Source organism: Bombella pollinis (assembly GCF_026385485.1).
Taxonomy (GTDB): domain Bacteria; phylum Pseudomonadota; class Alphaproteobacteria; order Acetobacterales; family Acetobacteraceae; genus Bombella; species Bombella pollinis.
Map to the genome: position 1 here is coordinate 111077 of NZ_JANIDX010000002.1, position 13563 is coordinate 124639.

At 54.6% G+C, this 13563-nt stretch carries 15 protein-coding genes; 2 read left to right on the forward strand and 13 right to left on the reverse strand.

The genetic code is table 11. The features are described 5' to 3' along the window. Positions 1-85: 85 nt before the first annotated feature. From NQF89_RS02465 to NQF89_RS02495, 7 genes are read right to left on the reverse strand one after another with little or no spacing between them, the layout of a single operon-like run. Positions 86-1408: a dihydroorotase gene (locus tag NQF89_RS02465; RefSeq protein ID WP_266137432.1), complete on the reverse strand. Its 1323-nt coding sequence runs from the start codon at positions 1406-1408 to the stop codon at positions 86-88. A 51-nt stretch (positions 1409-1459) separates the two neighbouring features. Continuing rightward, positions 1460-2368: a glycosyltransferase family 9 protein gene (locus NQF89_RS02470; RefSeq protein WP_266137433.1), complete on the reverse strand. Its 909-nt coding sequence runs from the start codon at positions 2366-2368 to the stop codon at positions 1460-1462. Further along, positions 2365-3060, reverse strand: coding sequence for a DNA polymerase III subunit epsilon (dnaQ, locus tag NQF89_RS02475; protein ID WP_099027095.1), 696 nt, complete (start codon positions 3058-3060; stop codon positions 2365-2367). Before dnaQ ends, NQF89_RS02470 begins: the two co-directional genes overlap by 4 nt. Further along, positions 3057-3692 (reverse strand): dephospho-CoA kinase, encoded by a 636-nt coding sequence (coaE, locus tag NQF89_RS02480; RefSeq protein WP_266137434.1) that lies wholly within the window; start codon positions 3690-3692, stop codon positions 3057-3059. The genes dnaQ and coaE overlap by 4 nt, the downstream gene beginning before the upstream one ends. A 2-nt stretch (positions 3693-3694) precedes the next feature. Beyond that, positions 3695-4525, reverse strand: a complete 831-nt coding sequence (locus NQF89_RS02485) for a shikimate dehydrogenase (protein WP_266137496.1) — start codon at positions 4523-4525, stop codon at positions 3695-3697. After that, positions 4525-5292, reverse strand: coding sequence for an N-formylglutamate amidohydrolase (locus NQF89_RS02490; protein ID WP_407652347.1), 768 nt, complete (start codon positions 5290-5292; stop codon positions 4525-4527). The genes NQF89_RS02485 and NQF89_RS02490 overlap by 1 nt, the downstream gene beginning before the upstream one ends. A gap of 14 nt (positions 5293-5306) precedes the next feature. Further along, complete coding sequence (locus NQF89_RS02495; protein ID WP_196424596.1) at positions 5307-5879, reverse strand: TlpA family protein disulfide reductase; 573 nt, start codon at positions 5877-5879, stop codon at positions 5307-5309. Positions 5880-5889: 10 nt separating this feature from the next. On the opposite strand from NQF89_RS02495, the gene argH reads away from it, so the two are divergent. Further along, positions 5890-7344, forward strand: coding sequence for an argininosuccinate lyase (gene argH, locus NQF89_RS02500; protein ID WP_155573259.1), 1455 nt, complete (start codon positions 5890-5892; stop codon positions 7342-7344). Between the two features lies 1 nt (position 7345). Next, positions 7346-7504, forward strand: a complete 159-nt coding sequence (locus NQF89_RS02505; protein WP_196424597.1) for a hypothetical protein — start codon at positions 7346-7348, stop codon at positions 7502-7504. Between the two features lie 43 nt (positions 7505-7547). On the opposite strand, the gene NQF89_RS02510 is transcribed toward NQF89_RS02505, so the two are convergent. From NQF89_RS02510 to NQF89_RS02535, 6 genes are read right to left on the reverse strand one after another with little or no spacing between them, the layout of a single operon-like run. Further along, positions 7548-8336, reverse strand: a complete 789-nt coding sequence (locus NQF89_RS02510; RefSeq protein WP_155573260.1) for an MBL fold metallo-hydrolase — start codon at positions 8334-8336, stop codon at positions 7548-7550. Beyond that, the gene (locus tag NQF89_RS02515; protein WP_155573261.1) at positions 8333-9118 is read right to left on the reverse strand and encodes a TatD family hydrolase; all 786 of its coding nucleotides are present in this window, start codon (positions 9116-9118) and stop codon (positions 8333-8335) included. The genes NQF89_RS02510 and NQF89_RS02515 overlap by 4 nt, the downstream gene beginning before the upstream one ends. After that, complete coding sequence (gene metG, locus NQF89_RS02520; RefSeq protein ID WP_155573262.1) at positions 9115-10656, reverse strand: methionine--tRNA ligase; 1542 nt, start codon at positions 10654-10656, stop codon at positions 9115-9117. Before metG ends, NQF89_RS02515 begins: the two co-directional genes overlap by 4 nt. Before the next feature lie 54 nt (positions 10657-10710). Next, positions 10711-11628 carry an AAA family ATPase gene (locus tag NQF89_RS02525; RefSeq protein ID WP_266137497.1) on the reverse strand — a complete coding sequence of 306 codons (918 nt, stop codon included), beginning with the start codon at positions 11626-11628 and terminating at the stop codon, positions 10711-10713. Positions 11629-11630: 2 nt separating this feature from the next. Then, positions 11631-12290 carry a dTMP kinase gene (gene tmk, locus NQF89_RS02530; protein ID WP_155579379.1) on the reverse strand — a complete coding sequence of 220 codons (660 nt, stop codon included), beginning with the start codon at positions 12288-12290 and terminating at the stop codon, positions 11631-11633. Then, positions 12277-13506, reverse strand: a complete 1230-nt coding sequence (locus NQF89_RS02535; RefSeq protein ID WP_266137498.1) for a D-alanyl-D-alanine carboxypeptidase family protein — start codon at positions 13504-13506, stop codon at positions 12277-12279. The genes tmk and NQF89_RS02535 overlap by 14 nt, the downstream gene beginning before the upstream one ends. Positions 13507-13563: the final 57 nt, after the last annotated feature.

Consider the following 13563-nt stretch of genomic DNA (forward strand, 5'->3'; position numbering starts at 1 on the left):
GCACACACTCATCCCGTACTCTATAGCATGGCGGCTCTGCTACCAACATACTATCACGATAAAAAAACATCGCCTTCTTAACTCGTTATGGCTGAAAGCGGATAGGCTGGCCTACATTATGCGTGATAATCGCATCATCCTCCATCACCACATGACCGCGCACAATCGTCCCAACGGGCCAGCCTGTCACGCTTTTACCGTCATAAGGCGTCCACCCGGCGGGGGAGGCTATCCAGTCATTACTAATGGTGCGTTGCTTCTTCATATCCACAAGGGTGATGTCGGCATCAAACCCCACGGCGAGCCGCCCCTTATTGGGCAAGCCATAAACCCGTGCAGGGCCAGCAGACATCACATCAACAAGGCGTGTCAGGCTCAACCGCCCCGCATTTACATGGTCCAACATCAAAGGAACAATCGTCTGCACACCCGTTAGGCCGGAGGGGCACTCCAACCAAGGGAGCTCTTTCGCATCCCTAGGGTGCGGGGCATGGTCAGAGGAAACAACATCCACCCGGCCATCACGCAAGGCGGCCCATCCAGCCTCAAAATGGCGGCGTTCATTCCTCAACGGAGGATTCATCACCGCCTTACCTCCAAGACGCTCATAGCATCCCGGCCCTTCATTGGTTAGGTGATTAACCAGAACCTCCACGGTGGCGTAACGCCGGTTCTCAGCCAGAAGGGTAAACTCCTCCTCTGTCGAGACATGAAGAATATGGATAGGCCGCCCCGTTTTATGCGACAATGCCAAGATGCGCTTCGTCCCACGGATGGCACATTCAGCATCTCGCCACTCTGCATGGAGATGGTAAGGCTGCCCCGGCTCAAACAGCTTCCGCCGTTCCCGCAGGCGATATTCATCCTCTGAATGGAATGAGACACGGCGATGACCCGAGCGTAGAACAGCCTCTATCCCCTCATCATCCTCAATCATCAAATCACCAGTAGAGGAACCAGCAAACACCTTCACTCCACATACGCCCTCCTCTTGCTCAAACTCAGCAAGCCAAGGGGTATTCTCCCGCGTAGCCCCGATATACATTGCGACATCTATATGGGCTGTGTCGATAATATGCTGACGCTTCCAATCCAGCATCTTTTTATCGGTCACAGTGGGGTTTGTGTTGGGCATATCAAAGACGGAGGTGATCCCCCCTAAGGCAGCAGCGCGTGTGCCTGTCTCCAGCGTCTCTGCCTCAGGCTTGCCGGGGTCACGCAAATGAACGTGAGAATCAATCAGACCGGGAAGAACATAAAGCCCTGTTGCATCGATCACCTGTGCAGCTTCATCCTGCGAGGAAACACTCAGTGAGGCAATCTTCTGATCACGGACCCCAATATCCGCTTGGGCCTCCCCCCACGGGAAAATGCACCGCCCGTTCCGAATGATGAGGTCAAATCGCATGATATCTCCTTAGAGGCTTGGCCATCGCTCTATCTAAATAACGGTATAATCCTACTGTGCTCTGGCCCGTTCATAAAGAGCCAAGGCGGCATGCTGCACATTTTCCACCTTTAAGGCGGCCATATCACCCTCTCCCTCCGGGCCGGGGGCCAAAAGAACCTCCGCCCAGCGGCCTGACGGCGCATATTGAGACGCATAGCTTGGCCCAAACAACCCTAATGTTGGCACATTTAAAGCCGCAGCAAGATGCATCAACCCCGAATCACCCCCCACAAAGAGAGAGCAACGCGCAATAAGAGCCGCTACCTGAGCAAGGCTATACTGCCCGCCCCCAATATCCAACGCATTAGGCAATAAGGCCCGTACTGGGGCGGCAAGGCGTGCTTCTCGCTCCCCCGGCCCATAAACCAGAAGAGGGCGAAACCCCCTTGCCTGCATCTGCCGCGCGAATGTCGCAAAGGATTCAGCGGGCCAGATTTTATGCTCTGTCCCCGCCGTAATGGCTAAAGCGAGCCAGACACCCTCATCAGGCAAAAGCGTAGCAGCATAGGCCTGCTCCTGCGCTCCCAACCATAAGGTGGGGTAATGTGCATATTGTACGCCTAAAGCGCGCGCATGTTGAGCCAGCTTTAAGCCCTTTTGCCGCCCTCCACGAACCTTATAACGCGCCCTGCTCCATACCCCATAACTAACAAGAGAGGCCCGTAAATCCACCACCGCCTCCCACCGATAACGCACAACATCGCGCCATAGAGCAAGCCAATGCTGATTATAAGGGCGTTTCTCCATTACAATCAGCCGTTCGCAACGCGGCATATAACGAAAGAGGTCACACACAGCCGGGCCGCATACGATGGTAAAATATGCCTGCGGATAGCGTGCCATCATGGCCGAAAGGGCCGCTAAAGAGATAACAGCATCCCCCAACCGATGCGCCGTGATGAACAGGACGCGCTTCACTCTCGCATCCAAAGGGGGTTATCGACCGTCTCTAAAAACTGGGCATGACGGGCTAATGTAGCTTCATCTGGCGGGGCCATAGGGCGCGGGGTACGCCCTGTTACCGCCTTACGCTTTACCCGCCCCTCTGATGAAGTTCTTTGTGTTTGCTCATTACCCAGCCCCAAACCGCGTTGTCGTCCACCGATAAGCTCTACATACACATCGGCAAGCAAGCGACAATCAAGCAACGCATTATGCGTGCCACGCTCGGAGAGGTCGATATTAAAACGACGGCAGAGCGCATCCAAATTCGCAGGCATACCGGGGAACTTCTTCCGCGCCATAATGACTGTATCAACCGCGCGGCTTTCATAATCCAATGGTGGACGCCCGGCCCGTTTTAGCTCCGCATTGATGAACTTGAAGTCAAACGGTGCATTATGGGCTATCATCTTCCCATCACCGATGAAAGCTAAAAACTCATCAGCAATATCAGCAAAAAGGGGTTTGCCCTCCAAATCGGCCAACGTAAAACCATGCACTTTTGTGGCCTCAGCCGGGATGTCTCGCTCTGGATTAATGAGGACGTGGAAGTAATTTTCCGTCCGCAAATCATTCACCAATTCCAAAGCAGCAATCTCAATGACCCTATCGCCAGTATCAGGGTCTAGCCCTGTGGTCTCTGTATCAAAGAGGATAGAACGCGTCATATCTTCCCTTCCTGTGCAGAAGCCTCATCCCTCTCCTGCCGTAATTGCTGCAAAAAGCGATGAATCTGCCGCGCACTAAACGCACGAGACAGTCCCGTTTTTATCACGATATCGGCCCGCTGTCGTCTCTCTTGGTCTGTCATTTGGCGTGTCAGAAAGGCTTTGGCCTCCTCAACACTCATCTGCCCGCGATGTTGATGACGCTGCCGCAAACGCGCTATCCGCACAGCGAGCGGGGCCTCCACCACCATCACGGCTGTGCAATCACGCTCTGCTCCTGTTTCCCACAATAAAGGAATATCCAATACGCAAAACGGCACGCCCCGCGCCCGACACCGCGCCAAAAATGCGCGTCTTTCTTGCCTAACAAGGGGATGGATTATCTGCTCCAACCGGGGCAACACGGCTGCATCTTGCCCGATGAGCCGCCGCAGAGCCACACGGTCTAACTGCCCATTATGCACCACCGCAGGGAACGCCCGCTGCAAAGGCCCAATAGCCCGCCCATGAGGGGCTTGTAGGCGATGCACGCAAGCATCAGCGTCAAAAACTGGGACCTTAGCACGGCGAAATAAAGCCGCGATCGTACTTTTCCCCGCTGCCATTCCCCCTGTAAGGCCCAGAACATACATAACTAAGTAAGGTCTGCCATCAAAAGGTCAAAGCTCTGCTTATCAACCTCTGGCCATAGACCAAACCACGCATGAAACCCAGCCCGCGCTTGATACAGCAACATCCCTAAGCCCTCTACAGTGCGTAACCCACGCTGTTGAGCAGCGCGCAATAAAGGAGTTTGGAGGGGGGTATAAACAATATCAGCAACACTCAACCCTAATTGAGCCTGTTGGAGGATGCTGGGCCAATCTGTCTCATCATGGCCACCCATACCAAGTGATGTCGCATTGATGAGTATCTGCATCTCCCCTAAACGGGCAGGCCAATCCGCCCATGGCAACACAACCCCTGCCCCAAGGGCCGAGACTAAGGCTTCAGCCCGTGCGGCCGTCCGATTGGTGATGAAAACATCGCACCCGCAATCCTGCAAGGCTGCAGCAATCGCCCGTGCTGCCCCACCTGCACCAAGAATCAACACAGACCCGCTGGGAGATACGGCATGAGCCCGCAAATTATCGCAAAAGCCCGTGCCATCCGTACAATCACCAAGGATGCGCCCATCCTCAAAACGTAGCGTATTAGCCGCACCGGCCCGCTTTGCGGTCATTGTTAGCTCATCACATAAGCGAAAAGCCTCCTCCTTATGGGGGATTGTAACATTCACGCCGCGAAATCCCGCTGCTGCCAAGCCACGCAACGCGACCTCTAACTGCCCCGGCGCAACAGGCAGAGGGACATAAGCCCCATTGATCTGATGCACCTTACACCAATGATTATGCAACATAGGCGAGCGTGAATGGGCAACAGGCCACCCAATAACGCCCGCTAAAACCGTTTTACCATTAATCATCATGCTCTCTCTTTGCGTTGCGCCCATAAAAGCGGCAAGAGACGTGCCAAACGCTCCGCCCATGCGCGTTGCCCAGCGTCATCGGAGATTAAATCTTGCCTAATTTCAATCTCCAAAGCAGGGAGCTGACGCCGCCCTGCATGATAAGGCACGCTATATTCATTATGGCTATTTAACACATAAGGCTGATTATCCCCCACACATAACCCGCCTTCTGCCTCCAAAAGGGTACGCATAAGGCGCGCTGAATGTGGGTCATGATCATGCAAAAGGCCAATCTCCCACGGGCGCGGCTCTCCACCCTCCATAGCGGGGGTAAAGCTATGGAGAGAAACAAACAAAAACTCCCCTTTATCCCGCTGAGCAAGATGACGCTCTATCTCATCATGATAAGCATGGAGTATCTCCTCCTCCCGCGCATACCGCTCTTGCTGGGAAAGATTCTGATTCCCCGCAATCGCCGTGCCATCACTCACCGGCGGGATAGACGTTGGATGCCCTGCGGCTCGGTTACAATCAATCACCAGGCGAGAATAGACCTGCTCAATCAACAAACATCCCAAGGCGTTTTGCAGATGCCGCCCAACCTCCTTAATGCCAATATCATAAGCGATATGCCGCTCCCATGCCTGAGGGGGCACCCCCATATCCCTCAGAGATGAGGGCACAGCCTGCCCGGCATGGTCGCTAATCATCACAAAGGGACTTTCCTCCCTTGCAGGGAGGATATGATAAGGCAAAGGGTCTGCCGCACTTAATAACGGCATGGTTGGCGCGCGCGTCATTCAGTCTCCTGCAATAAATTACGAATTATAGACGCAGCCTGAGCTTCATCCCATGTCACCCCACCATCGGAGATAGCCCGCACCTGACCGCTTGCATCAATGAGCAGCGTCATCGGCAAGCCCGGATCTTTCACCGTTTTGATGAAAGGTTGCACATGCTCACGCTCTGCGACCCATACGGGTAAACCGACAGCATGCAGGCGGGGCAAGGCCGCTGCTACTTGCTCTGCTGACCCACTATCTAACGCTACAGGCACAATGGGAAGATCGGGATGTGCCTTTAACAAAGCTGCAAGCTTAGGCAATTCCTCCCGGCAAGGCAGGCACCATGTCGCCCATAAATGCAGCATATAAGGCTTATTTTCATGCAATGGGAGGGTCGCCTTCTGCCCTGCTACGCCAGTGACGGGAAGCATCACCGGGGCAGAGAGAGCGGGCTCTGGCTCCAATTCTTGCAGATTCTGCAATCCATCAGCCTGCGCGTAATTGTGCCTTACCCCCACAGCCGCTACAGTAAGGAGAGCCAAACAAACGGCACCTACGCGAATCTTCTTTAAGTATCTCATCATATCGGTCCTCATGACGCACCCTAATACCAGCAACGCCTCCCCTGCAAATAAACCAGCCGCTCCCGAAGCTGCCAACCCCCAATGGGGTGGACGTTTTGCCAGTGGCCCCGCCGCGATTATGGAGGAAATCAACGCCTCCATTGGGTTTGATAAAACCCTCTGGCGACAAGATATTCGCGGCTCGCTCGCTCATGCAGCTATGCTGCGCAAGGTTGGCCTACTTACAGCCCAAGAAGAAGCCGAGATTCAGAGCGGCTTAGCAGCCATTGGTAAGGAGATTGAGGAAGGGACATTCCCCTTCTCCCCCGCTTTGGAAGATATTCATATGAATATCGAATCCCGCCTCTCTGAGCGCATTGGTGAGGCTGGTAAACGTCTACACACCGCCCGCTCTCGCAATGACCAAATCGCAACGGATTTCCGCCTTTGGGTGCGGGATTCCATTGATGGCATCATAGAGCAAACCGAAGCCCTCATGCGGACCCTCGCCCGCCGCGCTTTGGAGTATCACGATACCCCCATGCCGGGCTTTACGCATCTTCAAGTTGCTCAGCCTGTGACCTTTGGGCATCATTTACTCGCCTATGTGGAGATGCTCTCCCGCGATGCCTCTCGCCTGCGTGATGCGCGCCGCCGGATGAATGAGTGCCCCCTTGGCTCTGCCGCGCTTGCGGGGACCTCTTTTCCCATCGACCGCGAGATGACGGCCCAATCCCTAGGGTTTGACCGCCCTACAGCTAACTCTCTTGATGCTGTATCTGACCGTGATTTCGCGTTGGAATATCTCTCCGCCCTCTCTCTAGAGGCGATGCATCTCTCTCGTCTCTCTGAAGAGATTGTACAATGGGCGTCTGCCGCGTTTAATTTTGTGCATCTCTCAGATGCCTTCACAACGGGCTCCTCCATCATGCCGCAAAAGCGTAACCCTGATGCGGCGGAGCTTGTCCGCGCCAAAGTCGGCCGCATTACGGGAGACCTCATCGGCTTACTAACCGTCATGAAGGGCCTACCCCTCGCTTATGCGAAAGATACGCAAGAGGATAAAGAGCCTGTTTTTGACGCAACAACGGCCATCACCCTCTCCCTCGCCGCGATGGAAGGTATGATTCGGGACCTCAAAGCCAATAAGGCACGCATGAGGGAGCTAGCGGGGGCAGGTTTCTCCACCGCCACAGACCTTGCCGATTGGCTTGTACGCGCACTGCGCCTCCCCTTCCGCACGGCGCATCATGTTACAGGGCGGCTTGTGAGTTTGGCCGAGCAAAAAGGCTGTGACCTTGCCGACCTCTCCTTAGAGGAGATGCAGGCTGTAGAGCCCGGGATTAATGCCTCTCTCTATGAGGTTTTGACGGTTGAATCCTCCCTCGCGTCACGCACGAGCAAGGGCGGGACCGCTCCGCAGAATGTACATGCTCAAGCCACTGCATGGCTAGAACGCCTTAATCATCATAAAGAAGGAGAGTAAGATGCGCTCCATCCGTACGACACTCATCAAACTAAGCCTTCTTGCCCTTGTGGGGGGAAGCATGCTGTTTGGGCTAAATGCTTGCGGTCAATATGATGACCCGCAACCACCCGGCCCCGCTAACAAAGTAACGTACCCGCAGCCTTATCCGCCAGAATAAGGCTAAGACAGTAAACATCATCTAATGCATGGTGCTGCAACATTTAAGGGGACAGCACCATGCCATCCCATGCGGGCCTTACATCCTCTGGCAATAAGCGGCAGAGGGACTCATAATCCATATCCGGCCCCATATGGGTCAGGACTGTATGACGGGGGCGGAGTTGTTCACGCCACTCCAACACGCGCCCTACCCACCCATGAGAGGGATGAGCCTTCCGTTGAAAGCACCCTACCACCCACATGGATAGATTCTGCAAAACCGTGAGGGATTCAGGGGGGAAGCTCTCAACATCAGTGCAATAAGCAAAATCCCCTACCCTAAGGCCGAGGCTCCTCGTCCAACCATGCTTCTGCGGGAAGATATGGCCTGTTAAAGGGCCAAGACTAAAGGGGCCATAATCTGGGACCTCTTGTACGTCAAAAGCCGGGCAATAGAAATTACCGCCCTCCCACGGGCGAAAAGCGTAAGAGAAACGCTGCCGCAATTCACTCAATACCACCTGGCTCGCTAACAGTTGGATGGGACGGCCAATCACACGATTCACCGCCCGTAATTCATCTAGCCCTGCGATATGATCACTATGTGCATGGGTGTAAAAGACTGCATCAATATGCGTCAGCCCATTATGAAGCATTTGCTGGCGGAGGTCTGGCCCGCTATCGACTAACAGACGAAACCCCTCATACTCTATCACAATAGAAGAGCGCAGCCGATAATTCCGCTGATTAGCAGGGTCACACACGCCCCATATCCCCGTAGCAGCTCCTTCAGCACCCCCAATCATCGGGACACCGGCCGAGCCACCACAACCGAGGATTGTCACCTTCATGCAGCACTCTTTGTAAAAAGACGCTGCGTATTAGCCCGCGTCACTGCCGCAAGCTGCTCCATCGTCATCCCACGCTCCTCAGCTAAACGCTGCGCCGTATGCACAACATAACCCGGCGTATTGGGCTTGCCACGCTTAGGCACAGGGGCCAAGAAGGGGCTATCAGTCTCCACCAAAAGCCGATCTTCAGGGGCATGACGCGCGACCTCGCGGATTTCCTCGCATTTTTTAAAGGTCAAAAGACCAGAGAAGCTAAGATACCCCCCCAACGCCAAAGCCGCCTCAGCAAGCTTCGCCCCAGAGGCAAAACAATGGATTAAGAAAGGGAACGCCCCTTTCTCATGCTCATCCCGCAAGATAGCAATCGTATCGTCATCAGCTTGACGCGTATGAATCACCAACGGCAAACCCGTTACCCGCGCGGCCTCGATATGACGGCGAAAAGAGGCTTGTTGCGCAGGCTTCACCGCCTCTGTCCCGTGGAAATAATCCAACCCAGATTCCCCAATCGCCACAACTTGCGGGGCCTCAAGGGCTGTGAGCATCTCATCAAGACTAGGGAGGGCCTCCTCATGGGCATGGTCGGGATGTGTCCCCAACGCACACCACACACGCAGCTCCGGGCTATCATGCGCGGTTAAAGCCAGTTGGCGCGCCCGCTCTGACCAGCGCGTGCCAATCGTAATCATCCCCGCTAACCCATGATGCCGCGCAAACTCCAAAGCGGCTGGCACGTCCTCTAGCCGGTCCAAATGGCAATGAGTATCAATCAGCCCCTTCATGCGCCTTTTTCATCCTCCACAAAGCGCGGGAATAGCCCTTGCGGTTTTGGCAACACCCGCCCGCCGGGGAGGGGTGTTTCCAACGCTTTAAAACAACGCTCAGCCTCCTCAACCCCTAGCTGGTCGAGCATCTTCGCCATCGTATCAGGCATATAAGGTTGGAGCAAAGTCGCCACTGTGCGGATAACATCGACCAACACGCGCAATACATCAGCCATGCGGGCGGGGTTTTCCTTCTTCAACACCCAAGGGGCTTGCCTATCAATATACGCATTCGCCTCACGGATGAGTTTCCAAATCTCCTCCAACGCATCACTAATGGCCAAACGCCCGATATAATCACGCGTCATAGAGGGCAGAAGGCTAGCTTGTGCTAAAATATGCTCATCATCTTCCTGCAATGCGCCACGCTCTGGCAACACACCATCAAGATTACGCGCAATCTGGCTGAGTGTTCTTTGAGCAAGATTGCCGAGGTCATTGGCTAATTCGACATTCATCCGCGTAATGAGCGACCGGCGGCTAAAGTTAGAATCCCCTCCAAAGGGGACTTCCCGCATTAAAAAGAAGCGCAGCTGGTCTAGCCCGAACTCATCAGCAAGGGCTTTGGGGTCCAACACATTACCAAGCGATTTGCTCATTTTCTCGCCTTCAACGGTCCACCATCCATGAGCAAAAACACGTTTAGGCAAGGGCAAACCTGCGGCCATGAGGAAGGCAGGCCAATAAATGCAATGGAAGCGGATAATCTCCTTACCCACCACATGCACATCCGCTGGCCAATGCACATGCCGCGGGTCCTTCATATCAGGATAGCCCACGGCGGTGAGGTAATTCGCCAAAGCATCGAACCACACATACATGACATGGTCCGCATCGCCGGGTACCTCAATGCCCCATTTAAAGCTCGTCCGGCTGATGGAGAGGTCCCGCAGACCCTGCTTTACAAAGCTAATCACTTCTCGCTTTGGCCCATGAGGGCCGATAAAGTCGGGGTTCTCCTCATATAACGCCAATAATTTGTCTTGGAAGTCAGACAGGCGGAAGAAGTAAGAGGGCTCCCGCACCCATTCTAGCGGAGCCCCAGAGGGAGCCGTCCGGCTGCCATCGGGATGTTTGGTAATCTCATCCTCGCCCACGAACATCTCATCGCGTGTGGAGTACCACCCCTCATAAGCATCCAAATAGATATGGCCATTTTCCGCCACTTTTTCCCATAATGCTTGGGCGGCCTTTTTATGGCGCGGCTCTGTCGTGCGGATGAACTCATCAGTCTGCACCGCCATATCACGCTGCATCTGACGGAAGCTTTGGGAGATACGATCGGCAAACTCTTGCGGCGGAACAGACTGCGCTTTTGCGCTTTGCTCCACTTTTTGACCATGCTCATCCGTCCCGCTGACAAACAACACCTCTTGGCCATCTAACCGATGGAAACGTGCAATGACATCACACGCAATAGAGGTATAGGCATGGCCAATATGTGGCGCGCCATTCACATAAAAAATGGGGGTCGTGATGGTAAAACGCCGCGTCATAAGCCGTCCTATCTCGCTTCAAGTCTTTATACTGCCACCTGTTATTGCCAGCCTTTAGGGGGCTAGAGCAAGGGCTTCTCGGAGTGCTTCTGCTTTATCAAGGTTAAAGCGTTCTGTCTGCTGGCGCAGTTGCGCTAGCTGACGAACACGCTCCGCCCGCTCTGCGGCTTGTAGGCTGTTGCCTTCCATCGCCGCATCCCGCGCTTGCGTGGCTAAAGCCTCACTAAACAAATCACAAAAAAGGGCAAAGCCCTCCCCTTCGCGCGCAATCTGCTTAACACGCTCCCACATCTCGGAATCCATAGCCGTGCCTGCCATCACTTGCTCAACCAAGCCCGCGCATAAGCCATCACGATCTTGTGCCAAAAAGAGCGCACGCCCCGGTGAGCCATGAGCGCGGCGTAGCAAATCAGCAGATATATCGGGAATCAAGGCCCGCATGGCCTGCTCATCCAAGCCAGAAAGCGTTAAAGACCGACAACGGCTCCGCAGCGTAGGCAATAACGCGCCGGGAGCTGATGTTGTCAAAAATAACACAGCCTCAGGGGGAGGTTCTTCTAGAATCTTTAACAGCGCATTCGCCGCAAAGCGATTTAAGCTCTCCACCCCATCTACAATCACAACGCGCCACCCGCCCTCTGTAGCGGTATGATGAAGAAACGTTTGTACCGGCTGGACCTCTGCAACCGTAATCTCGCCCTTCAACCGCCCTTTGCGCGGGTCAATCTTACGAGCAATCTCCAACAAATCCCCATGTGTACCAGCGGAGATGCGCCGCCCGGCAGGGCTATTTAGGTCACTCCCCCCCAATAATTTACGCGCAAGATGAAAGGCCAAAGTCGCCTTCCCCACCCCCGCTGGGCCAGAAATCAACCACGCATGATGCAAACGCCCAGACTGCCACGACTCCTCAAACCGTTGTACAGCCGCTTCATGCCCCCATAAACGCGCGGCCTGTCGCGGTTCTGGCAGGCTCACGATGCTCCCCTCTTTTGGGCGAGATATTGGGTCACAACCTCATATAAACGGGCTTGTACCTCTGCCTCTGAAGGCTCTGCATCCACCCGAACAATGCGCTCCAAATCGCACTCAGCCATGGCCTGAAAGCCTTCACGCACGCGCTCATGAAAAGCCGCTTGCTGGCCCTCGTAACGGTCCAGCTTGCCCCCACGTTGTGCGATACGTTTATGAGCGACCTCACAAGGGAGGTCCAACCATAAGGTCAGGTCTGGCTCCCCACCAACAAGCTGACGCAACGCATTGATGAAGGCTAAAACCTCCGGCTTCTTCTGGCCTATCCCATAACCTTGATACGCCCATGTGGAATCGTGGTACCGATCACACACCACAATCTGCCCCTCAGCTAAGGCGGGGTGAATCACTTTGGCGAGATGGTCCGCTCTAGCTGCCATATGCGCCATAATCTCGGCCTGCCAGCAAAACTCCGCCTCGCCAAAAAGGAGAAGATTCCGCAAGGCTTCCGCCGCAGGGGTACCACCGGGCTCGCGCGTTTGATAAACGCGCCATCCATCCGCCCGCAAACGCTCACTCAAAAGGTGGGATTGGGTAGTTTTACCCCCGCCTTCTCCACCTTCTAGCGTAATGAAAATACCGGGATGCTTACTCCGGCGCATGGCCAAATCGTGCCATAAGCCGCCCCACAATGCCCAACTCCTCCACAGAATCCACCGTATAAAGCGGTGAATATACACGCGGCTGACCGGGCAACCCAGCCGATACATGGCCGGACTTCTGCCCTACAACAACGGGTGCAGCAATCGGAGATGGATAATCCACGCTAATTTGCACCCTCGAGGACCAGCCGATAGGGATTGTCAAACTAACATCCTCTGCCACGGCAAGGGCCACGCTGCGATGCTCTCCCATCCAAACAGCCGCTTTAGGCTCGACCACCTGCCCACGACTTAGGAACTTAACTGTCTCAAAGCTAGAAAACGCCCAGCTCATCAATCGTTCCCCTTCATGAGCGCGCTCATTGGTAGAAGAAGTCCCGTTAATGACGACAATAATGCGATTCCCATTATGCTCCGAGCTTGCACAGAGGCCAAAGCCACCCGCATCCGTATGGCCTGTTTTTAAACCATCGGCTAACCCTTTATCGACAAGAACATTTCTGTTGCCTTGGCGAATATGATTAAAGGTAAACTCCTTCTCCCCAAAGAAGTGATAATAACGCGGGAAGTCAGAGATGAGATGTTGGGCCAGTGCTGCCACATCCCGCGCGCACATATAATGGTCATCCGCAGGCAGGCCGGTCACATTCATAAAATGAGAATTATGCAAGCCGATACGATGGGAGGCTTCATTCATCAAGGTGACAAATCGTTCCTCAGAGCCAGCAATCCCCTCCGCTAAGACCACGCAGGCATCGTTACCCGACTGGATGAGCATGCCGCGGATTAAGTCCTCCACGCTGACAGAACTCCCCAGCGGCACGAACATACGCGAGCCTTCCATCCGCCACGCCTTATGACTAACGGGGAACATCTGCTCCAGCCGAATACGACCAGAGGCGAGAAAGGCAAAAACAACATAAGCCGTCATCATTTTTGTTAAGGATGATGGCGGCATGCGCTCCTCCGCATTGCGGCTGAGCAATACGGTGTTGGTCGTACTATCAAGAATATAAGCCCAACGCGCAGAGGTTGGCATCGGCCCCATAGGGGTTGTGGCATCCCCTGTAGCCGAATCCGAAACACTCGCCGAATGCGCGGCAACGGCTTGTTTTACAGCCAGATTCCCTTGCTCTGACCGCGCGGCCCCTTTAGCGTGCCCCAGCCGTGATAATGCCAGTAAGGAACAGGCCGAAAAACCTGCTACTCCCCCCATAAGAGAACGTCTTGTCTGCACGTCAATCCCCGCGCTATAGGCCCTGCCACAATGGCG